Annotated in this window: 22 protein-coding genes and 2 riboswitches; all 22 genes read left to right on the plus strand. The window is 44.6% G+C overall.

What is annotated here, in order from left to right; translation table 11 throughout:
- The first annotated feature begins 116 nt into the window (after positions 1–116).
- The 22 genes from prfB (at position 117) to BVI01S_RS10935 (ending at position 22,750) form a co-directional block, all read left to right on the plus strand.
- Positions 117–1,218, plus strand: a protein-coding gene (gene prfB, locus BVI01S_RS10830) for a peptide chain release factor 2 (RefSeq protein WP_156030177.1) whose coding sequence is annotated in 2 segments (ribosomal slippage) — positions 117–188 and positions 190–1,218 — 1,101 coding nt in all. Because the reading frame shifts where the segments join, the coding sequence is not laid out codon by codon here.
- A 409-nt stretch (positions 1,219–1,627) separates the two neighbouring features.
- Positions 1,628–2,500, plus strand: a complete 873-nt coding sequence (locus tag BVI01S_RS10835) for a YitT family protein (protein WP_061810140.1) — start codon at positions 1,628–1,630, stop codon at positions 2,498–2,500.
- Between the two features lie 82 nt (positions 2,501–2,582).
- The gene (cccB, locus tag BVI01S_RS10840) at positions 2,583–2,897 is read left to right on the plus strand and encodes a cytochrome c551 (protein ID WP_034764388.1); all 315 of its coding nucleotides are present in this window, start codon (positions 2,583–2,585) and stop codon (positions 2,895–2,897) included.
- A 570-nt stretch (positions 2,898–3,467) separates the two neighbouring features.
- Complete coding sequence (gene ftsE / locus BVI01S_RS10845; protein ID WP_061810141.1) at positions 3,468–4,154, plus strand: cell division ATP-binding protein FtsE; 687 nt, start codon at positions 3,468–3,470, stop codon at positions 4,152–4,154.
- Positions 4,144–5,028, plus strand: coding sequence for a permease-like cell division protein FtsX (gene ftsX / locus BVI01S_RS10850; protein WP_061810142.1), 885 nt, complete (start codon positions 4,144–4,146; stop codon positions 5,026–5,028). The genes ftsE and ftsX overlap by 11 nt, the downstream gene beginning before the upstream one ends.
- A 39-nt stretch (positions 5,029–5,067) precedes the next feature.
- Positions 5,068–6,408 (plus strand): murein hydrolase activator EnvC family protein, encoded by a 1,341-nt coding sequence (locus BVI01S_RS10855; RefSeq protein ID WP_061810143.1) that lies wholly within the window; start codon positions 5,068–5,070, stop codon positions 6,406–6,408.
- A 169-nt stretch (positions 6,409–6,577) separates the two neighbouring features.
- Positions 6,578–6,665: riboswitch (cyclic di-GMP riboswitch) on the plus strand.
- Between the two features lie 124 nt (positions 6,666–6,789).
- Positions 6,790–7,029 carry a hypothetical protein gene (locus BVI01S_RS10860; RefSeq protein ID WP_061810144.1) on the plus strand — a complete coding sequence of 80 codons (240 nt, stop codon included), beginning with the start codon at positions 6,790–6,792 and terminating at the stop codon, positions 7,027–7,029.
- Between the two features lie 254 nt (positions 7,030–7,283).
- A complete protein-coding gene (locus tag BVI01S_RS10865) occupies positions 7,284–7,895 on the plus strand; it encodes a hypothetical protein (RefSeq protein ID WP_061810145.1) in 612 nt (203 codons plus the stop codon).
- On the plus strand, positions 7,888–8,469 hold the full coding sequence (locus tag BVI01S_RS10870; RefSeq protein ID WP_061810146.1) for a redoxin domain-containing protein: 582 nt from the start codon (positions 7,888–7,890) through the stop codon (positions 8,467–8,469). The genes BVI01S_RS10865 and BVI01S_RS10870 overlap by 8 nt, the downstream gene beginning before the upstream one ends.
- Positions 8,470–8,552: 83 nt before the next feature.
- On the plus strand, positions 8,553–8,933 hold the full coding sequence (locus tag BVI01S_RS10875; RefSeq protein WP_061810147.1) for a DUF302 domain-containing protein: 381 nt from the start codon (positions 8,553–8,555) through the stop codon (positions 8,931–8,933).
- A 126-nt stretch (positions 8,934–9,059) separates the two neighbouring features.
- Complete coding sequence (locus BVI01S_RS10880; RefSeq protein ID WP_061810148.1) at positions 9,060–10,199, plus strand: trans-sulfuration enzyme family protein; 1,140 nt, start codon at positions 9,060–9,062, stop codon at positions 10,197–10,199.
- Between the two features lie 88 nt (positions 10,200–10,287).
- Positions 10,288–10,406: riboswitch (SAM riboswitch) on the plus strand.
- A 279-nt stretch (positions 10,407–10,685) separates the two neighbouring features.
- Positions 10,686–11,981, plus strand: coding sequence for an O-acetylhomoserine aminocarboxypropyltransferase/cysteine synthase family protein (locus tag BVI01S_RS10885; RefSeq protein WP_061810149.1), 1,296 nt, complete (start codon positions 10,686–10,688; stop codon positions 11,979–11,981).
- 64 nt (positions 11,982–12,045) lie between these two features.
- Complete coding sequence (gene metX / locus BVI01S_RS10890) at positions 12,046–13,119, plus strand: homoserine O-acetyltransferase MetX (RefSeq protein ID WP_061810150.1); 1,074 nt, start codon at positions 12,046–12,048, stop codon at positions 13,117–13,119.
- 162 nt (positions 13,120–13,281) lie between these two features.
- Complete coding sequence (locus BVI01S_RS10895; protein WP_061810151.1) at positions 13,282–14,739, plus strand: S41 family peptidase; 1,458 nt, start codon at positions 13,282–13,284, stop codon at positions 14,737–14,739.
- A gap of 151 nt (positions 14,740–14,890) precedes the next feature.
- Positions 14,891–15,652, plus strand: a complete 762-nt coding sequence (locus BVI01S_RS10900) for a glucose 1-dehydrogenase (protein WP_244886929.1) — start codon at positions 14,891–14,893, stop codon at positions 15,650–15,652.
- A gap of 11 nt (positions 15,653–15,663) precedes the next feature.
- On the plus strand, positions 15,664–15,849 hold the full coding sequence (locus tag BVI01S_RS10905; protein ID WP_061810153.1) for a hypothetical protein: 186 nt from the start codon (positions 15,664–15,666) through the stop codon (positions 15,847–15,849).
- Positions 15,850–15,866: 17 nt separating this feature from the next.
- Positions 15,867–16,895, plus strand: coding sequence for an alpha/beta fold hydrolase (locus BVI01S_RS10910; protein WP_061810154.1), 1,029 nt, complete (start codon positions 15,867–15,869; stop codon positions 16,893–16,895).
- Between the two features lie 327 nt (positions 16,896–17,222).
- Positions 17,223–18,419, plus strand: a complete 1,197-nt coding sequence (locus BVI01S_RS10915; RefSeq protein WP_061810155.1) for a PDZ domain-containing protein — start codon at positions 17,223–17,225, stop codon at positions 18,417–18,419.
- 218 nt (positions 18,420–18,637) lie between these two features.
- Positions 18,638–19,087 (plus strand): Lrp/AsnC family transcriptional regulator, encoded by a 450-nt coding sequence (locus tag BVI01S_RS10920; protein WP_061810156.1) that lies wholly within the window; start codon positions 18,638–18,640, stop codon positions 19,085–19,087.
- 240 nt (positions 19,088–19,327) lie between these two features.
- Positions 19,328–20,269, plus strand: a complete 942-nt coding sequence (gene nikB, locus BVI01S_RS10925) for a nickel ABC transporter permease (protein WP_061810157.1) — start codon at positions 19,328–19,330, stop codon at positions 20,267–20,269.
- Between the two features lie 23 nt (positions 20,270–20,292).
- Positions 20,293–21,198: an ABC transporter permease gene (locus BVI01S_RS10930; protein ID WP_061810158.1), complete on the plus strand. Its 906-nt coding sequence runs from the start codon at positions 20,293–20,295 to the stop codon at positions 21,196–21,198.
- Between the two features lie 19 nt (positions 21,199–21,217).
- On the plus strand, positions 21,218–22,750 hold the full coding sequence (locus tag BVI01S_RS10935) for a glutathione ABC transporter substrate-binding protein (protein ID WP_061810159.1): 1,533 nt from the start codon (positions 21,218–21,220) through the stop codon (positions 22,748–22,750).
- Positions 22,751–22,753 lie beyond the last annotated feature (3 nt).

Below are 22,753 nucleotides of genomic sequence, written 5' to 3' on the forward strand. Positions count from 1 at the left end.
CCACGCCCCGCGGAAAGCGAGCACCTGCAGCGGAAATCACACCACTGGCTAATATAAACTCAAAAATGACTTTTACAAAGTATCAATAAACCAAATAACTATAGAGGTGACCACACATGGAACTATCAGAAATCAGAGCAGAGTTAGAAAAATCAGCTAAGACATTAGCGGACTTCAGGGGGTCTCTTTGACTTAGAAAACAAAGAGGCACGAATCCAGGAACTGGACGAAATCATGGTCCAACCCGACTTCTGGGATGACCAGCAAACAGCACAGGGATTGATCAATGAAGGAAACGGCTTGAAGGAACTTGTCAATGAATACAAATCTTTGCTAGAATCCCAGGAGAACCTTGAACTGACCCTTGAACTGGTTAAAGAAGAACCGGACGAAGAACTTCAAAAAGACCTGGAAGAAGAGCTTGCTGATCTGGTCAAACGTCTAAACGACTACGAGCTTCAGCTTCTTCTCAGTGAAGAACACGATAAAAACAACGCCATCCTTGAACTTCATCCCGGTGCAGGCGGAACCGAGTCCCAGGATTGGGGTTCCATGCTCCTCCGCATGTACACACGTTGGGGTGAGAAACGCGGATTCAAGGTGGAAACACTTGATTATCTTCCAGGGGATGAAGCTGGGATCAAGAGTGTAACGTTAGCGATAAAGGGTCATAACGCATACGGCTACTTGAAAGCTGAAAAAGGCGTGCACCGTCTTGTTCGTATTTCACCGTTCGATTCGTCCGGCCGTCGTCACACTTCTTTCGTTTCGTGTGAAGTCATGCCTGAATTCAATGAAGAAATCGAAATCGACATCCGTACGGAAGATCTGAAAATCGATACGTACCGTGCAAGCGGAGCCGGCGGTCAGCATATCAATACGACTGACTCAGCTGTCCGTATCACTCACTTGCCGACCAATGTGGTGGTAACGTGTCAATCTGAGCGTTCTCAAATCAAGAACCGTGAGTCAGCGATGAAAATGCTGAAAGCGAAGCTCTACCAGAAGCGCATCGAAGAGCAGGAGCAGGAGCTTGCTGAAATCCGTGGAGAGCAAAAGGAAATCGGATGGGGAAGCCAAATCCGTTCCTACGTCTTCCACCCATACTCCATGGTCAAAGACCATAGAACCAATACAGAATCAGGAAACGTACAAGGCGTCATGGACGGCGACATCGATCCATTCATCAACGCCTACCTGCGATCCAAAATAAAGTAATATTAGATAAAAAGCTGACCTCGTCAACCACTGGCGGGGTCAGCTTTTTTGAGGGACGGACCTCTAATTAGCACAATTAAGCCACTGTTTCACCCCCAGCCAAGGTCCGTCCCTCAAACCTCACCTCATTAATGCTTTAACACGTTATTGAACTGTTATTTACACCTTTATGCGCCCATGCTATACTCTCAAAGGTTGATACAGAAGGGTTTGATGGATGAATTACCCTTTATGTCATCTTCATTATCACAGGTTTATGAAAATAGAAGTGCTGCTTTTTTGGATGAATATGTTTACTTCTTCACAAACAAGGCGTGCCCTATCGGAGGTCCGTCCCTGAGGAAGTGGTGCATCAAAGAAAGCGTTTGTACTCATACTATTAATACATAGGTTAAAGGAGTCGTACTGGATGGGTTTGAAGGAAAGGCGTCGTGAGCAGGTAGTTAATCCACGGAAAGAGAAGTTGTTAGAGTATTTGTTTGTAGTGTTCGGTTCAACGATTGTAGCCATAGCGTTTAATGTGTTCTTACTACCGAATGAGGTTGCCTCTGGAGGAGTAAGCGGGATATCCACGATTCTGAATGGACTGTTTGATTGGAAGCCCGCATACGTTCAGTGGGCATTCAATATACCATTATTCATAGCAGGACTGATCTTCCTGGGTCTTCAATTCGGAGTCAAGACAGCCATTGGTACGGTGTTTTTACCACTAGTCGTATTCTTGACCGAAGACTGGAAACCATGGACGGAGGATCCGTTACTTGGTGCCCTTTTCGGCGGAATCGGTGTAGGACTTGGGTTAGGGATCGTATTCCGTGGAAGAGCTTCTACGGGAGGGACGGACCTTGCCGCCCAGATCGTCAATAAGTTCACGGGGCTGTCCTTGGGAACCTGTGTTGCCTTGATAGACGGGATGATCGTCCTTTCTGCAGCCATCGTCTACGATATCGAACGTGGATTATATGCTTTGATTGGTTTATATGTAACAAGTAAAACCATCGATCTCGTCCAGGTAGGAATCAGCAGATCGAAAATGGCGCTGATCATTACCAATCGCCAGGAAGAAGTTCGTGAAGGGATTCTGAATAAAATCGACCGTGGAGTGACAAAACTATCAGCATACGGTGGTTACACGGATGACGAGCGCCCGATCCTCATGTGTGTCGTGGACCAGACAGAATTCACAAAACTGAAACAACTGGTCAAAACCATTGACCCTTCAGCATTCGTCGTAACTATGGACGCTTCAGAAGTATTGGGGGAAGGTTTCAAACGGGTTTAAACTTGGTATAATTATGTAAGAGAGGGACGGACCTGACAACTGATCCGTGACTCTGAAATATGTTTTCCTTAGGGGGATAAAAATGAAGAAAAAGCTGCTAGGTGTTCTTTTTGGCGCTTCATTGGTACTTGCAGCCTGCGGTGGTAACGGCGGCGACAGTACAGAAACAAGCTCCGGCGGAATGGATCCTGAAAAAATCGTAAATAATAAGTGCTCCAGCTGTCATGGTGGGAACCTTGAAGGCGGAATGGGGCCGGCCCTTAAAAATATCGGGGCAGAACTAAGCAAAGATCAAATTCTTGAAACCATTAAGAATGGTAAAGGACAAATGCCTCCTGGACTCATCAAAGGTGATGAAGCAGAAGCGGTGGCAGAATGGTTATCGAATAAGAAGTAAAATCGGGAGAAGAATCCAATGGGTTCTTCTTTTATTTTTGCCGAGATTTGCTATAACTTCCCCAACAGAGGCTTATAATTTTATAACAAACCTTCCTATCAAAAGATATCCACAGACTTTTTTCAATCATTCTTTAAGTCTTTGTTACAGAACTTTTTCTCATGAAATCCACCAATCAAAACTCTATAAAGCGTTCTCACTTATAACCTAGTAACTTAATCAGATTAGCATCATCTTGGCGTTTGCCATGATAGAATCCTTATACATAATAATGTAGTATTAGTACCAGGTAATAGGTAAAAATAACTATTATTTTATTGTTTTATAGGTAAAATCGACAACAAAACAGGTAAAAAATTCACATTTTTTCAAGTCCTGAAATGAAAATGTAATAATTTTTTTCCTTAACTTACTATAAAGAGATGTTATAATAATTTTCGGAAGCGTAATTCGAGGTTTTTCACCAATTTTTGTCTAATGGTGGTAAAGACGACTTTAGTTACGTGCCGTGTACATATGTCGATAACAGCCAAGAGGGTAACTACATAATACAAATTAGGTGATTTGAAAATGATACAAATGAAAGACGTCTACAAGCAGTACAGCAACGGAGTCATGGCTGCTAATGGCTTTAACGTCCACATTAAACAAGGTGAGTTTGTCTATGTTGTGGGCCCAAGCGGCGCCGGAAAGTCTACTTTTATTAAAATGATGTACCGCGAAGAACGTCCTTCCAAAGGAGATATCATTGTAAATGGTATCAATCTCGCAAAACTGAAAAATAGTAGAGTTCCATACTTAAGAAGAAACGTGGGGGTTGTATTCCAGGATTTCAAGCTGCTACCACCGCTGACAATCTATGAAAACATTGCCTTCGCACTTGAAGTAATAGAAGAACATCCAAAGCAAATTAAGAAAAGAGTCATGGAAGTACTGGACCTGGTAGGGTTAAAACATAAAGCAAGAATGCTGCCGAATGAGTTATCGGGTGGAGAGCAACAGCGTGTATCGATTGCACGATCCATCGTCAATACGCCCAAACTTGTAATAGCAGATGAGCCTACAGGGAACCTTGACCCAGAAACATCTTGGGATATTATGAACATTTTTGAAGAAATCAGCAACCGTGGAACCACGGTGATCATGGCTACGCATAACCGGGAAATCGTAAATACAATCAAGCATCGGGTAATCGCCATTGAAAATGGCCGCATTGTCCGGGACGAACAGCGAGGTGATTACGGTTATGAAAGCTAGAACGTATGGCCGTCATCTTAGAGAAAGTTTCAAAAGCATCGGACGTAACGGCTGGATGACATTCGCATCAGTGAGTGCTGTTACTGTAACATTACTACTTGTTGGTGTATTCATCGTCTTAATGCTAAACATGAACAAGGTAGCAACCGATATTGAGAAAGACGTTGAAGTACGGGTCTTACTCGAAATTGGTACTGAAAAATCCCAGATTGATCAAATAGAAAAGAAGATACAAAATATAAGTGGTGTGGAATCAGTTGAGTATTCTTCCAAAGAAGAAGAACTTCAGAACCTGGTCAAGGATCTTGGAGACGATTTCAGATTATTTGAACAAGATAACCCATTATATGATGTGTTCATCGTAAAAGCAGACAATCCAAGGGACACCGGGAAAATCGCAGGTCAAATCAGCAAATTTGATGGTGTCAATGAAGCCCTTTACGGGGAAGCGAAGATTGAAAAGCTATTCAATGTACTGGAAATGAGTCGGAATGTTGGACTTGTATTGATCATCGGTCTGTTGTTCACGGCAATGTTCCTCATTTCAAATACAATCAAAATTACCATTGTCGCCCGAAGAAGGGAAATCGAGATAATGAAACTCGTGGGTGCAACCAACTGGTTTGTACGCTGGCCATTCATATTAGAAGGTTTATGGCTTGGAATTTTAGGTTCTATTATCCCGATCGCTCTTGTCTCAACAGGTTACTACTATGCCTATGGATTTATTAAACCAAAACTACAAAACAATTTTATTCAGATATTAGATTTTACCCCCTTTATCTATCAAGTAAACGGATTAATTCTATTAATGGGTTGCCTGATCGGGGCTTGGGGAAGCTTTATGTCTGTGCGTAAATTCTTAAAAGTGTAAAATTTGATAGGTTGATAGAAGCTGAAAGGAGCATGCCGCTTGAACAAGAAGTATTTCATATCATTATCTATTGCAGCAGCATTAACAATCGGAAGTCTACCAACGTTAGCAACCACTGCTAGCGCTAACTCCTCCGTGGAGGACTTGAAGAAACAGCAGGACGACGTTTCATCTAAAAAAGAAGAGATCAATGGCAAGATTAGTGAAAAAAATTCTCAAATCGACCAAACGATCAATAAACAAAAAGACCTTGAATCACAGATTGCCGAAATCAGTACGAAATTAAAAGATACAGAAACGAAGATTGCCGAAAAAACAAAAGAAATTGATGAAACAACAGCAAAGATCAATAAACTTAAAGCGGATATTGAAGAGTTAAAGAAGAAGATTGAAGAGCGTAATGAACTTCTGAAGGAACGTGCTCGTGCCATTCAAGAAAAAGGCGGCTCTGCCAATTACCTAGACGTACTACTAGGAGCGGAAAGCTTCGGAGACTTCATCAACCGTGTCACAGCAGTGAATACCATTGTAAGTGCAGACAAAAAGATCATGGACGAACAGAAACGTGATCAAGAGGAATTAGAGAAGAAGCAAGCGGAAGTGGAAAAGGAGCTTGCTGATCTAGAATCGTCTAAAGCAAACTTGGAATCGTTGAAAAAAGATCTTGATAGTCAAAAGGCTAAAAAAGCTGAACTATTCAAACAGCTTGAAGCTCAACAGGCAACATTAAAAGTAGAAAAAGCCGATCTTGAGAAAGAGTCGGATGAACTTTCGAAAATGGAACACCAGCTTGAAGGTGAGATCCAGGCTGAACAAGCACGTCTGGCAGAGTTAGCCCGTCAACGTGAAATCGAACGTAAGCGACAGGCAGAAGCGGAAGCGGCGAAACGTGCAGCAGCACAACAACAGGCGACAGCAAGCAGCAGCGGCGGTTCTTCTTCAGCAGCAGCTCCAAGTGCACCTGTAAGTGCAGGGGCATGGACAGCACCAGCACGTGGAACAATCACAACCAATTTTGGTTGGGATGTCTTAAATGGCGAGCGACGTTTCCACTATGGTACAGACATTGCGGCACGTGGAAGTGTTCCAATCTCTGCAGCAGCAGATGGTTATGTCATTAAGAGCCATTACAGCTCAAGCTATGGAAACGTAGTGTACATCACGCACTCTATCAACGGTCAAATGTATACAACTGTGTATGCTCACATGTCTTCTTCACTAGTGAGCACTGGACAAGCAGTAAATAAAGGTGACCAAATCGGTTACATGGGTAACACAGGATTCTCTTTCGGACAGCATTTACATTTTGAACTTTACAGAGGTTCATGGAGTGCTTCCCACTCTAATGCTGTAAACCCACGTCAATATATTAACTTTTAAGTTGAAAATCCCCACTTCTCTTTAGAAGGGGGATTTTTTTGAGTGAAGGCAAAGTGCCCTTTCTTCCAGCTACCCAATCTAATACATACTAAGAATATCAACAACTTGTTCACTAAATACTGTTTTCATATCCTTATTCTTCTAGTATAATGGCAATATTCAAGTGATTTTTCGCAAAAGGCAAACTAATTGAAAAATTAGGACGCAAAACCACGGGTCTGCCATTTTATTTAAATAATGATCGCCGGGTTACCGAAAACAATGGAAGCAATGAATACTAATTCGAATCTTTTTCTAGTATCATTCAGCCTGCCTTTTTGGTGGGCTTTTTCTCTGGAAATGTTTGTATTGGTTGGATTTGAATCTGTATGAAGGATGATGATGTTGGAGTTAGCAGATATAAAAAGACAATTAAGAAGTTTCTGCAGAAGAAATCGCACAGCACTGAAGTACACTCATATTGGTGAGTATTCTGCGGAAGAAGTGTGTGAGATGTTTATTGAATGTGTCGGAATCGAAGAGATCCAAAAGATTCTACATGACATTGACATTATCAATCAACGCGGTGGAGATACCGTCAAATACTTCATGCTCATCCTGGAAGGGTTGAGAGCAGCTTAAGTTCTAAATTCTCCTTCACAGGGGCACTTATTTTCACGTCGTATACGAAAGGATCCTTCAGTGAGGGATCCTTTTTTGCCGGGAAAAGAGCGCTCTCACTGTCTGTAATCATGACAGTAAGGGAATACACTATGAGTAAATGACTTGATTAATGAGTAGAATTTAAAGATACTTAATACATAACAGGGTATGTTCGGACGGAGGAATCGGAATGATTCAGTCGGAAGAAACCGCTATGAAAGGTGTAGAAACAATTGGATGAAAGATGGTACACCATAGGCTCTCTTACTTTCCCATCAACATGGGGAGCGATCATTGCCTCGTTCATTTTGACATTTCTATTCCTCTACTTCTGGAATCGAAAGGCTAGCGACTGGTATTCAAATGGTGTTTTTTACTTTTTGGTCATCTGGAAGCTGAGTGTCATTGTCGTTGACTTTCAAAATGTCATCGAACATCCCATTACGATCCTTTATTTCCATGGTGGCAAGTTGGGGTATTGGATAGGCTTGTTGACAGTGCTTTCATATATATTCGTTAAAAGGGCGGATAGGACGTCTCACCTGGTCATTGCCTGGATGGGCACGGTCGTTTTCTTTGAACTAGTCGTTCACTTGCTCCAATTTGATATTCTTGCAGGGGTATTCCAATTTATCATCAACGGTGCACTGATCTTATTTTTACTGAAAAAAGAAAATGACAGCGATACTTGGGCCATCCAATTGGTGATAGTCTTCACCCTTCTTCAATTGCTATTCCAATCCATTAATGGAGGCTTTATGTTTACCACTGTCACCTGGACGTATCTCATCGTGATGGTTTATCTTATCTTTTTCAACGGAAGGTGGAAAACGAACATTGAATAAACGAAATTTTGCTCTGGCGATCGTTGCCCTGCTGATCGGAATCTTCCTTGTGAATTTGTTCCAGGATCAACAGGAAAAAAAGGCAAAAGAAGAGGCTGACCAGTTGGCCAAAGAGTCCATGGATCTGACTGATGCCAAGCAGGGGCTCACGAAAGGGGATCGTGCACCAGACTTTACCTTGACCACTTTAGATGGTGAAGAAGTCCAGCTTTCCGACTATCAGGGAAAGAAAGTGATCCTGAATTTCTGGGCCACCTGGTGCCCGCCATGTAAAGCGGAAATGCCCCATATGGAACAGTATTACGAAAAAAACGCGAAAAAAGAAAGTGTCGAAATCCTTGCCGTCAACTTGACCTCACAGGATGAGGGGGAGAAGGCAGTCCAGCAATTTGTCGACGGTTACGAACTCACTTTCCCCATTCTCATGGATGAGAAAGGGGATATCGGAGACGAGTACCGGGCATTCACGATCCCGACCACTTACATGATCGACACAAACGGCCTCATCCAGCACAAAATCGTCGGCCCCATGAACGAAGAAATGATGGGTAAAATGGTCGAAGGCATGGAATAATGGGAGGGACGGACCTCTAAGAAGACGTTTCGTTTTATACGCTATGAGGTATAAGTAACCATGACTCAAAAAGGAGGATCAATATGTTCCACTATACAAAAGAAGTTTCAATGAATGTGAAGGATGCCGTATCAGCAGTAGAGGCAGCCTTGAAAGAAGAAAGCTTCGGGGTTCTGTGGAATCTTGACCTGGCCGCCAAGCTTCAGGATAAAGGGCTGGATTTTAACGAAGAAGTCATTGTCCTGGAAGTATGTAATCCCCACGAAGCGAAAAAGGTGCTGGAAGAAAGCATGCTCGTCAGCTATTTCCTGCCTTGTAAAGTGACGGTATATACCGAAAAGGGAACGACGAAGATCGGGATGGCAAAGCCAAGCAAGCTGATTGAAATGGTAGATAACGATGAATTGAAGCGATTGGCGTTGGATATTGAAAATCGCCTGATGGGGTGTTTAGAAAACATCTGACGATGAGGACCTGTTGCAAAAGCGACGGGTTCTTTTTTTTTTGCATCCAACACCTCATACTCCTCACAATCTTCTGAATATGGTACACTTTTAAAAATACATAGCTTCAGGAAGGATGAACGTGAAATGAAATTCACCACCAAGGTCGTACATAGTCAGCTGAAAGGAACAGAGGAAATCCGTAGTAAGACAACACCGATCTACCAGACGTCTGCTTTTTCTTTTACGTCTCTGGAGGAGCTTGAAGGTTTCTATGAGGGGAAGTCTCCCTATCTTTATTCAAGAACGGGTAATCCCAACACGGATGAGCTTGGGAAGATGGTAGCAGATCTTGAAGGAGCGTCTGCGGGTGTCGCCACGTCTTCCGGCTTGTCGGCGATCCTCGTCGGAATCCTTTCCGTTGTTCAGGCGGGGGATCACATCATCGCAGCAGAGGATTTATACGGAGGCACCTTCCACATGCTAAAAGAAGAGCTGAAATCATTTGGCATTTCCACCTCCTTCGTTGATTTTACGAGTAAGGAAGAAATCGAGGAAGCCCTCACTCCCGATACGAAACTTCTCTACAGTGAGACGGTGACCAATCCGTTTATGCGAGTAGAGGATATTTCAAGAATGGTAGCACTTGCCGAAAAACACAACCTGAAAACGATGATTGACAATACATTCGCCACACCATTTCTGCGTCAACCGTTCCTTGAAGGGGTCGATTTGGTCGCTCACAGCGCTACGAAGTATATCGGCGGGCATAGCGATATTACAGCGGGAGTCGTAGTCGGAAAAGAAGAGCTTGTGCAAAAGGCAAGGGAAAGAGTCGTCAACATCGGTTCCAACTTAAGTCCATTTGAAGCCTGGCTCACATGCCGGGGGGCGAAAACATTGGCACTCCGCGTCGGGACCCAGGCTCAGAACGCAGGAATCCTTGCAGAGAAACTGCGCAACAATGAGCAGGTGAAGAGGGTCTATTACCCAACTGATTTATCCGAAAAAGGAAATGGCGCAATTGTCACCATTGAACTCGATGCCAGCTGCGATATCAGCACATTCTTCAAGTCCCTTGGATGGATCAAAATCATCCCGTCACTGGCCGGAGTGGAAACAACGGTTTCCTATCCACTTGGAACCTCTCATCGTGCCCTTCCGAAAGAAGCACAGGAAAAACTAGGCATCAACACCCATGTGGTGCGCATATCGTTAGGTATCGAGGATGGGGAAGATATCGTTTCTCAATTTAACGAGGCGATTGCAGCTTCCGTTAAAAAATAAAAAATTCTGAAAATGGTCTTGACGTTGAGGCTGGTTACCCTTTATAATTCATCTCAACGCATGAATTTTTCACATTGACAATTAAATGCTCTTATCCAGAGAGGTGGAGGGACTAGGCCCGATGAAACCCGGCAACCTTCATGTACGCACTATGCGTCGCATGAAAAGGTGCTAATTCCTGCAGGCGATTTGCCTGAAAGATAAGAGGAGGACCCTATTCAATTAGACCCTCTTCTTAGGAAGAGGGTTTTTTATTTTATCCTCTTCTGGCTTCTTAGGCTTTTGCATGGGGGTTCAGCAGGAGAATGTTTGGGTATATTCAGCTGCTAATATTCTGTGGAAAATCAGCAGGTGAAATCATCCCGAAAATCAGCAGCTGAAATTCTTCAAAAATTCAGCAGCTAAAAAAACTATCCAATTCAGCAGCTGAACCCAACCAACCATCCACACCAATCCAAAACCAAAAAACTCTAGGAGGAATTCCCAATGACCAAATCATTCGATTTCGACACACTGCTTCTTCACGGCGGCCAGGAGCCGGATCCAGCTACAGGCTCAAGAGCGGTACCCATCTATCAAACGACATCCTACGTGTTCGACAACAGCAATCACGCCGCAAAGCTATTCGCCCTTGAAGAACCGGGAAACATCTACACCCGCATCATGAACCCGACCGTTGACGTGCTCGAGAAGCGACTCGCCCTTTTAGAAGGGGGAATCGGAGCCCTGGGTGTATCATCCGGAATGGCTGCCATTTCTCTTTCCATCCTGAATATAGCCGGTGCAGGGGATGAAATCGTGGCAGCGACCAATCTATATGGTGGAACGTATAATTTATTCTCTACGACTCTTCCGAAATACGGAATCAAGGTTCATTTCGTCGATCCGACTGATCCGGAGAACTTCCGAAAAGCGATTACGCCGAAAACAAAAGCGGTATTCGCAGAGACGATCGGAAATCCGAGCCTGCATGTCCTGGACATCGAGTCGGTGGCGAAAGTGGCCCATGACCATCATGTCCCGCTCATCATCGATAACACATTTGCCACACCATATGTGTGTAAGCCGATTGAGTGGGGAGCGGACATCGTCATTCACTCTGCAACGAAGTGGATCGGCGGCCACGGTACGGCCATCGGTGGAGTGGTCATCGACGGTGGGAAGTTTGATTGGAATCATGAAAAATTCCCTGGATTCACAGAAGAAGACAGAAGCTATAATGGACTTCGCTACGCACAGGATGTAGGAGCGGCCGCTTTCATCACAAAATTAAGGGTGCAGCTGCTTCGGGATCTCGGGGCGTGTTTAAGTCCACAAAACGCATTTCTGCTGTTGCAGGGACTGGAAACCCTCCATCTCCGCATCGAACGTCACACGGAGAATGCCTTGAAGATTGCGGAACACTTAAATCAGCACAGTGGAGTTGCCTGGGTTTCTTATCCGGGTCTGCCGCAGCATCCGTCCTACGCTCTTGCTCAAAAATATTTGAAAAATGGAGCAGGTTCCATCGTCGTCTTTGGAATCAAAGGGGGCAGGGATTCAGGACGTAAAGTCGTCGACAACATTTCCCTCTGGTCCCATGTTGCCAATGTAGGGGATGCGAAGTCACTGATCATCCATCCAGCGTCCACGACGCATCAGCAATTAAACGATGAGGAAATCCGTGCCACAGGTGTAACCGAGGACCTTGTAAGACTTTCCGTCGGATTGGAATCTGCGAAGGATTTGATCGAGGATCTGGATCATGCGATTGAGGTGGCGTTGGAAACGTCCCGGGTATAAAAGGAACTGGTTTCACCGGGGTGACGCGGCGCCCCGAACAACATCAAAAAAAGGAGGTGGAGGAATGGAGAATTCATACTCATACGAAGTAAGCTCCATTACCATCCCATCCCTCACATTAGAGTCAGGCACCACGTTGCACAATGTGAATCTGGCCTATGAACGGACCGGGAATAAAGAAGGACCCGTCATCCTCGTATGCCATGCCCTCACCGGCACCCATATTGTAAAAGGGACGAGTGAGGACCGGGGCTGGTGGGATGGACTGATCGGTCCCGGATCCTACATTGATACCAATCTATACAATGTGATTGCTTTCAATGTGTTAGGGGGATGTGAAGGAAGTACGGGGCCGACGACTACGGATCCGGAAACCGGAGGACGTTACGGCCCGAATTTCCCGCACATTACCATACGGGACATGGTCCATGCCCAATATGAAGCACTCCAACAGCTCTCCGTCGACTACATCGAAGCGGTGATCGGCGGCTCGCTGGGTGGAATGCAGGCATTGGAGTGGGGGGCCCTGTATCCGACATATATCAATAAAGTATTCGCCCTCGCCGTTTCACCGGCCTTAAATGATTACGGCCTCGCGTTCAATCATATCGGGATCACAGCAATTGAAGGGGATCCCGATTTTCAAAATGGCCACTATCCTCACGGGTCCATATTAAAAGGGCTTGAGATTGCCAGGATGGTCGGGATGGTGACCTATCGTACACAGGAGTTGTTTGACCGGCGCTTCCAGCGGGAGAGGACGAATGAGCAATACAATGTGGAAAGCTATCTTGATTATCAAGGAAAGAAACTCGGAAAGAGGTTTGATCCTAACAGCTATCTTACCCTCCTGAAAGCGATGAATACCCATGATATCGGAAGGGGCAGGGGAGGGTCGGAAGTGGTCGCCGATTCTTATACGTGCGAGCTGGTTTCGATCAGCTATGAGGGTGATCTCATTTATTCCCCTCAGTATTTAAGGGATTTTACGAATCAAGTATCAAAGGGTGAACACTACTTTATCCCGACAGCCTTCGGTCATGACGGGTTTCTTGTGGAATTTGAGAAATGGGGAGGGATCATCTCTTCTCATCTGAAAAACCATCAAGATCAGAAAATCGTGACGGGTATGAAATAATCCGCTGCTAATCATAACTCGTCCCCCTCCGGCATATAGTTAGATAAGCAAAGACATCGCACCGCCTAAGCGCGTTTTTGTGTGGTGTCTTTTTCGTTGGATGGGAATACGTACGCTGCTCTCATCCATACCATAAACAAACGACAAGCTGGAGGGGAATATATGGAGTGGACGGGCAGAAAGCTCATCATCACCATCATCATTAGCATGTTGATCGGTGCAGGAGGAATGTATGGCGGCTTGGAGTGGACGGGCAGTTCCGGGTCCGGGGACGAGCTTGCCCAGTTTAACGGCAAAGGGGAGCTGAATGATAAGCTTCACAAGGTGGAAGTCGCGTATGATTTGATCAGTGACAAGTTCTTTCAGGATGTAGATAAGGGACAGCTCGTGGAAGGGGCGATTCAGGGGATGCTGAAGACCCTGGATGATCCATATTCGGTGTACATGAATGCGGAGACCGCTTCCCAATTCAATGACGCGTTGGATTCTTCCTTTGAAGGAATCGGGGCAGAGGTCACAATCATGGACGGGAAACTGGTCATCGTGGCTCCTTTTAAAAATTCACCTGCTGAGAAAGCCGGTCTGAAACCGAATGACCGCATCATTAAAGTGGATGGTAACAGCATCGACGGGCTGGATCTTTATGAAGCCACGTTGAAAATCAGAGGGAAAAAGGGTACGGAGGTGAAATTGGAGATTACGCGAGAGGGTCTTTCAGATCCGATCGAAGTGTCCGTGAAGCGGGACGATATCCCAGTTGAAACGGTGATCTCCGATGTGAAGGAAATCGATGGAAAGAAGACGGGCTATATCCAAATTACGACCTTCTCGGAAAATACCGCCGTCGATTTTAAAAAGCAGCTGACAGAACTCGAGAAGAAAAAGGTAGAAGGATTGGTTCTTGACGTGAGGGGTAACCCGGGTGGTCTCCTTTCCAGTGTGGAAGACATCCTCAAACAGTTCGTCACCGAGAAAAAACCGTATGTGCAAATCCAGGAACGAAGCGGAGAGGTGCTGAAATCCTTCTCTAACAGTAAGGAAAGAAAAGCGTACCCGGTGGTGGTTCTCATCGATGAGGGCAGTGCATCGGCATCTGAAATCCTTGCTGGGGCCCTTAGTGAGGCGGAAGGATATCCACTGATCGGGACGAAGAGCTTCGGAAAAGGAACCGTTCAGCAGGCAGTGCCGATGGGAGATGGGAGCAATATCAAGCTCACCATGTTCAAATGGCTGACGCCGAACGGAAATTGGATTCATAAGAAGGGAATCAAACCGGATATCCCGGTCAGACAGCCATCCTACTTCTATGCCCATCCTCTTCAAGTGGAAAAACCAATGGAAGAAGGCACGAACAATGAGCAGGTGAAAAACGCCCAGGAAATGCTTCAAGGATTAGGTTTCACCCTTGATCGGGTCGATGGTTATTTCAGTAAGAAAACGGCTAAAGCCGTCAAGGATTTTCAGATCCAGGAAAGCCTCGACGTCACGGGAGTCATTGATGCGAAAACCGGCGAAAGGCTGCAGGAAGAAATATTTGAAGCGGTGCAGAATGAAAAGAACGATTTGCAGCTGCAGGCAGCCTTGGAGTTTATAAACCGTACAGCCAATAAGGATCAGTAAAAATCAGAGATCTCTCTTCTTGAGAGGTCTTTTTTTTTGTGAGGGCATTTGATTCAATTTCGACTGGATGGAGCGGAGAATCCGCACTTATTCTCTCAATCTATCTATTATAATAATGACCTTCCATTTTACTAGAAAGGAGATTGATAGAATGTTCTCAGTTAAAGACAAAGTCGCCATCGTCACAGGCGGTGGACGGGGCCTCGGGAAAGAGATGGCCCTGGCATTGGGAAGGGCTGGTGCTCATGTTGTGGTGTGCTCGAGAAACCAGTCGGCGTGTGAAGAAGTGAAGGAAACGTTGATTGGTTGGGGTGTACGGTCACTCGCCATTCCTTGCGATGTGACGCGGAAAGCGGATGTTATACATGTAGTGGAAACGGTGATGAAAGAGTTTGGAAGAATCGATATATTGATCAATAACAGCGGGACGTCCTGGGCCGGTCCATTTGCTGACATCCCTGAAGATAAGTGGGACAAGGTGATGGATGTCAATGTAAAGGGGGCTTTTTTATTTTCCCAGGAAGTGTCCCGGATCATGGTCAGGCAAAAAGCCGGGAAGATCATTAACATCGCGTCTGTTACGGGATATGGCGGGACGAACCCCATGCTCATGGATACGGTTCCCTATAATACGAGCAAGGGTGCGGTCATGACGTTGACGAAGGATCTTGCTGTGAAACTTGCACCGCATAATATCCAGGTGAATGCCATCGCTCCGGGTTTCTTTCCAACCAAAATCACGAAGGAACTTTTTACTAGTCAGGGAAATATGATCAAGCAGCATATTCCTGCAAGGCGATTTGGACAGGGAGAGGATCTGAATGGAGTCGCCATCTTCCTTTCCTCTGCTGCTTCTGACTATATAAACGGTCACATCTTAGTCGTGGATGGCGGCATCCGGGCGCAGGTATAAGGAGGGGAAACATGGATCTATTTTATGAGGAATTGAAAAAAATCGGAATGAGTGTGGAGTATGAGTTGAATCAGTGGATTGTAGGGGTGCTGGATGACCCGGAAGTGGTGGCGGCTGTCAAACGGTGGCTGGAATTAGTCCAAGCTGTACTGGAATTCATTCAACTTCTATCACTCTTACAAGCGCTGAATGAATAAAGAATGGAAGTGAATACATGAAAAAAGAGATTGAACAAAAAGAATGTGCCCGTTGGAAGGGTTTCGTTGAAACGTTGCAAGATGAAAGTGAGTGGCAGCCGAATTTTCCAAGGAAAGAGATTTGGACGAACCATACTAGTAGATTGTGGCACTATGCCCCTGAGAGTAAAAATGGGCATATTCCTGTATTTTTACTATATTCACATATTAACAAGTCATCCATCCTTGATTTGACGAAGGAACATAGTCTGATAGGGACATTTCTTCAAGAAGGATACGATGTTTATCTTCTGGAATTTGGTGAACCTGTAGTGGAAGAGAAGGGTACAGGAGTGGCGGAATATCTGGCTCACTATGTGGACCCGTGCATAAAGAAGGCCCTTCAACATAGTGGGAAAGACGAGCTGTCCCTTTCCGGATTTTGCCTAGGTGGGACGCTGGCTGTCATTTATGCCGCTTTAAACCCCTGCCTGATCAGAAATCTGCTTCTTTTTGTCACGCCGATTGACTTTGGTCAGGTCCCCGCTTATCACAATTGGGTGCAGGCTTTGAAGAAAGACGAAATCGATCTCCCGGGTATCATGGGAAGAATCGATCTCATACCGGCCCCCATGATCCGTTATGGGATGAGGGCTTTAACTTCCCCCATTTACTTTTCTCCCTATTTGTCGCTGTTAAATAAAGCTTACGATCCCGACTATGCCTATTATTGGCTCCGGTTCAATCAATGGACAAATGATCATATTTCCCTGACCGGAGCCATGGGTCGAGACATTATCACTTATTTTGTAAAAGAGAATGTGCTAATGGCAGGGGAATTTGAACTCGCCGGCGTAGAAGTGGATTTAAAAAAAATCGATTCGAATCTTTATCTGATATCTTCCCAATACGATCACCTGGTTCCTCCCTCAATCAGCACGCCTCTCTTGGACCTGGTGTCTAGCACGAATAAGGTAGCAGCAGAGGTAAAGGGAGGCCACGCAAGTCTGATTAAATACGGGATATCAAACGAATTGAAAGAGTGGCTGAATCAATACTCACAATAAAAGGAGGGGAAACATGATGCTGGAGTGGGAAATCGACACCCCTTTTGATTATATGGGTTTTGCCTTTTTCGTTTTTAAAGAGTGTATCAAATCTTATTTTCAATAAGGAATAGGGGCGGCTGGGGTGAATCTCAACCGTCTCTTTTTCTTCAAATGGAGATATCATTCCCATCCAATCGACATCATTTCCCGGGAAAATATGAAGAATGCTGTCGGAAATGAAATCGAATCGTAAAACGATTGAATAAAATTGCAATAGGTTTTAACAGCTTCTTTTGATAAAATAGTAGATAATGCAAATTTTCTTGCAAAAGGTGGTGACGGATATTGATTGAGCTTTGGTTACTGGAGATTTTAAAGGGATTCGGGAAACTATTTCTGCATCCTGTACTATATCTGTCCGTGTTTTTCGCAATCATGGCGGGCTATTATCGTGTGAAGAGGGAACGGAGAGATTTCAATACGAGATTGCTGGACGGATACCATGATATGCGAGTGTTATTTTCATACGGAATCGTCCTAGGACTGCTGTTTTCTATTGTGACAGTCGGAGCGGGAGTGGTCATTCCTTTCGCCGGTCTCATCGTCATCGGAGCCGTGTCGATCCTGTTTGCGTTGACGGGTCGTTTTCAACTCATGTCGGCGACCATGACAGTAGGATTTTCCTACTTCATCTTAGTCGCGGTGGATTATTTTCAGTGGGACATCCCTTACGTGGATACATATGTGGAAAGCCTGAATCTGGGTCTGCTCAGTTCCATCGTCGTCCTTCTCGGTATATTGACGATGATCGAAGGCATCCTGATTGTATTGAATGGCTGGAAGCACACATCACCCCGCCTGCTTAAAAGTGCACGTGGCTTGAAGGTGGGGGCCCATCTCGGAAAGAAATTATGGCTCGTCCCTATGTTTGTACTGGTACCCACGGGGTCATTGACTCTTCCATTTGAATGGTGGCCGGTGTTTACCCTGGGCACTGAAACGTATTCATTACTGTGTATACCGTTTCTCCTCGGGTTTCAGCAGCTGGTGAAAAGCACGCTGCCTGAAGTCGCGATCAAGCATACGGGATCCCGCGTATTCTGGCTTGGTGCATTCGTATTGACCTTGGCTGTAACAGGATTCTGGGCCCCGCTGTTTTCGGTCGGTGCAGCAGCTGTAGCCATCCTTGGCCGGGCCTGGATCGCGTACCGTACCCGCAGTGCGGATGATTCAAAACCTTATTTCTTCAAGCGCCAGCCAAATGGCGTCATGATCCTCGGTATCCTTCCAGGGTCACCTGCGAGGAAACTGACCCTTCAAGTGGGGGAAATCGTCCTGAAGGTGAACGGTGTCGAAGTGAATACGGAACGGGCGTTTTATGAAGCGCTGCAAAAAAACGGAGCCTATTGTAAGCTGGAGGTGCTGGGGACGAATGGTGAAAACCGTTTTACCCAGGGAGCCCTGTATGAAGGGGATCATCATGAACTGGGGATCATTTTTGCCGATGAAGCTTCAGGGTGGGAGCATCATCAGGTTTCGTGACAACTCCGATATATAAATAAATATATTATAGTCAGAAGGACCTCTTTTAGCTGGAGGTCCTTCTATTTATTTTTCTGGGCATCAGAACCAATGACCTATGAATAAAGTCCTTTGATATCTTTGGAAAATTCTGATACTCCCTTTTCTCTAAACTTGTTTATCGGTATAATGAATTTACTTTGTAAAAAGATGATCTGTTAAATGAATGAGGTGCTGGGATGAAAATTGATGACGTTGATCGGAAAATATTACAGTTGTTAACGGAAAATGGGCGACTTTCTTACGCTGATATTGGGAAAGAGTTGAATCTTTCGCGTGTATCAGTCAGGGAGAGAGTGCATCAGTTAATGGAGAATGGAGTAATTGAGCGTTTTAGTGTAGTAATCAATTCTGAAAAAGTGGGAAAGCAGGTTTCAGCTTTTTTTGAAGTGGATTGTGAACCCGCTTTTTTAGTGGAGGTGGCGCAAACCTTGGCTGATAATCCAAGTGTAGCAAGTTGCTATCAAATGACGGGTCCAAGCACTTTACATATGCACGTACTTGTCGAAGATTTTACTGCGTTAGAGAAATTTGTGAATAATGAACTGTATTCTCTGGAGGGCATTTCCAGAGTAGAAAGTCACATTCTACTAAGAAGATTCAAAAGCAGGAGTGGACTTAAATTATAGGAAAAAGGGCTTAACCATCGATTTGGTAAGCTCTTTTTTTTTATGATTTTATACTTAAAAGAAAATATTCAAAATAAATAAATTTTTTAGAAAAATGTGTAGATTTTCCTTTCGGCATCCGATATAATCGTCAATAACATAAAAGCAACTACGTTTGTTAGGTTTATTTTTATTTTAACCTAACAAACGTAAGTGTTTAAAAGTGTATTGAAAACAATTAGGAAAGGGAGGTTGGATATTTTGGTAGCACTTATCACACGAAGATTTTTTGAACTATTACTTCTCCTCATCGGTATTTCTTTCCTCGTATTTGGAAGTATGCATATTGCCCCTGGAGATCCGGCATCCATTATTGGAGGTCCCACTGCTACAGACTCTGATATTGCCGCCATCCGAGATAATCTTGGTTTGAATGACCCTTTTTTGGTTCAATACTGGGATTACCTGAAAGGGGTCCTTCAAGGTGACTTTGGTTATTCTTATCAAACGAAACAGTCTGTATCCGAAGCGATTGCGGTCAGGTTTCCTAATACGTTGAATCTAGCCATTGCGAGTATGATTGTCGCAGTAGTGATTGGACTCATCGCCGGTATTATTTCAGCATTAAAACAAAATTCCTGGTTGGATGTTTCGAGTACGGTCGTAGCTTTAGCGGGTATTTCCATACCGAATTTCTGGCTCGGTACCATCCTTATACTCGTATTTGCAGTGAATTTGCAAGTCTTACCCGTAGGAGGGCTTGATTATCCTTTTTGGACGATTGAAGGTATGAAGCAGTTGATTCTTCCTGCCATAACATTGGGCACGGGCTCCGCCGCAATGATTGCCAGGATGAGCCGTTCATCCATGCTTGAAGTCATTCGGGCAGACTACATCCGTACAGCCAGGGCAAAAGGATTGAAAGAGAAAACAATCATTTGGATCCATGCCCTGAAGAATTCGCTTATTCCTGTCATTACTGTCATTGGATTGAATTTTGGTTTTCTCCTTGGCGGAACGATTATTACAGAGCAGGTCTTCGCCATCAATGGTGTGGGAAGATTAATGATTGATGCGATAGCCGCAAGGGATTTCCCGATGGTTCAAGGTTCCGTTCTATTAGTGGCCACGCTCTTTGTGCTTGTGAATTTATTAGTTGATATTATTTATGTCTTTATCGATCCACGAATTAGCTACGATTAATAGAAGGGAGGAATGAGAGGGAAATGGCTGCTGAAGTAGTGACAACTAACTCTGTGAAAAATTCTGTTCCATTGAAGAAAAAGGAAAAATACCTGGTCACAACCGGAAAGCGTTTGCTTAGAAATAAATTGGCTGTAATGGGATTGATCATTATCACTCTACAAATATTCCTGGCTCTGGCAGCACCACTTATTACGATCCACGGACCGCTTAAACAGGATCTGGCGGCAAGTGAGTTGCCGTTATTCTCAGAAGGACACTGGTTGGGAACGGATAACTACGGCCGTGATATGTGGAGCAGGATCGTGTATGGAGCGAGAATCTCCCTTGTCGTAGGGATCACCGCTGTAAGTCTTGGTCTGCTTGGAGGGGTAACCCTTGGTCTTCTCTCGGGTTATTACCGTAGGCTGGATGGGTTCATCATGAGGATTGTGGATCTACTCTTTGCTTTTCCTGGTATCCTCCTAGCTATGCTGATCATCGCCGTTCTTGGAACGAGTCTGGTGAATGTGGCGATTGCGATCAGTATTTGGTCGATACCGACATGTGCCCGTATCGTAAGGGGATCAGTATTATCGGTGAAGAAACAAGAGTATATTCTAGCGATGAAATCACTCGGGGCGAGCGATCTCCGCATCATGGTGAAGCATATTCTGCCTAACTGTATGGCTCCCATCATTGTTTTCGCGACCATGAGAATGGCAACGGCCATCTTATCAACGGCTGCCCTCAGCTATCTGGGATTAGGGGCACAGCCGCCGACACCCGAATGGGGAGCAATGATTGCCCAAGGACAGAATTTCATGTGGACGTCACCACATATGACGATTGTACCGGGAATTGCCATCATGCTGATCGTATTCGCATTTAATGTGGTCGGAGACGGTTTAAGAGATGCACTTGATCCAAACATGAATTTAAATCAATAAAAATAGAGGGGGAAATAAAATGAAGAAGTGGCTTATTGCATTGGTAGGATTATTAGTTGTTTTTACGACGGCATGTTCAAGCAGTTCAAGTGGAAGTGGTGACAAAAATAGCGGAGAAGTCTCTCAAGAGTTGACCTATGCAACAACCTCTGATGTTGTGGGGCTTTCGCCAATATTAACAAACGACTCAGTTTCCTCCAACGTCATTGAACAAGTCTATGAAACTCTCTTTACAAGGAATCCAGAGACAATGGAAATGGAGCCGCTGCTGGCTGAATCATATGATACACCAGACGATAAAACATGGGTGATTAAACTAAAAGAAAATATTAAATTCCATGATGGAACAGACTTTAATGCAGAAGCAGTTAAGTATACATTCGATAAATTTATGGATCCTGAAACAGCTGCACCCCGTGCGTCACTATTGGAGCCTATTGAGTCAGTGAATGTTGTGGATGACTATACGGTTGAAATTAAAACCAAATACCCATATGGCCCATTATTGGCAGCATTGTCACATACAAATTCATCGATCGTCAGTCCGTCTGCAGATAAATCTCAAGACTTAATGAAGGAACCTGTCGGAACCGGCCCCTTTAAATTCGTAAGTTGGACACCGGGAGATCAGGTTGTCATCGAGAAAAATGAGGATTATTGGCAGGATGCACCAAAGCTTAAGAAAGTCGTTTTCAAAGTGGTACCTGAAGTGACGACGGCAATTTCTATGCTCCAAACAGGGAAGGTTCAATTTATCGATGCCATTCCTACAGAGCAATTGCAACGTGTTGAGTCTTTAAAGAATGTAGAGGTCTCGAAGCAGGAAGGGACACCTGTTTACTATATGGGATTCAATATGGAAAAAGAGCCGATGAACAATCCCGAGTTTCGCCAAGCGGTTGCCTATGCACTCGATCGTGAAGCATACGTGAAAAAGTTGAATGGACTTGGCATTGAAGGGAACAGTGTAATCGGTCCAAAGGTCTTCGGATATGATGAGTCAGCAAACGAAGCAGGGTATCAACATGATTTGGAAAAAGCGAAGGAGCTTGTAAAGAAGAATAACTTTGCAGATAAAGAGCTTACGATATTAGTAGCAAATCGAGATAGTTATATGCTGATGGCAGAGATTGCTCAATCTCAGCTCCAGGAGGCTGGTTTAAACGTATCCATTGAGACGATGGAATGGGGCACGTTCTTAGATACCGCCCGTGATGGTAAATATGATATGACGTTCCTTGGCTGGTCTAATACAACGTCAGATGGAAGTGAGCTATTGTATCCAAACTTTCATTCAGATAACGTAGGTTCCTCCAATCGGGTCCGTTACAGTAACCCTGAATTCGATAAACTCGTAAATGAATCGAGAGAAAATGTTGATCAAGATGTACGTGCTGAGAAACTCGACGAAGCAAATAAATTAATTGTCAAGGATGCACCGGTCATCGTCATGAACCATGGAGTGGTAACGGCAGCAACGGATCAATCTGTAAAAGGTCTTACATTGGATCCGACTGGCCAATGGTCGTTATACAACGTTTACAGAGAGTAGGGG

Source organism: Rossellomorea vietnamensis NBRC 101237, assembly GCF_001591825.1.
Lineage (GTDB): Bacteria > Bacillota > Bacilli > Bacillales > Bacillaceae_B > Rossellomorea > Rossellomorea vietnamensis.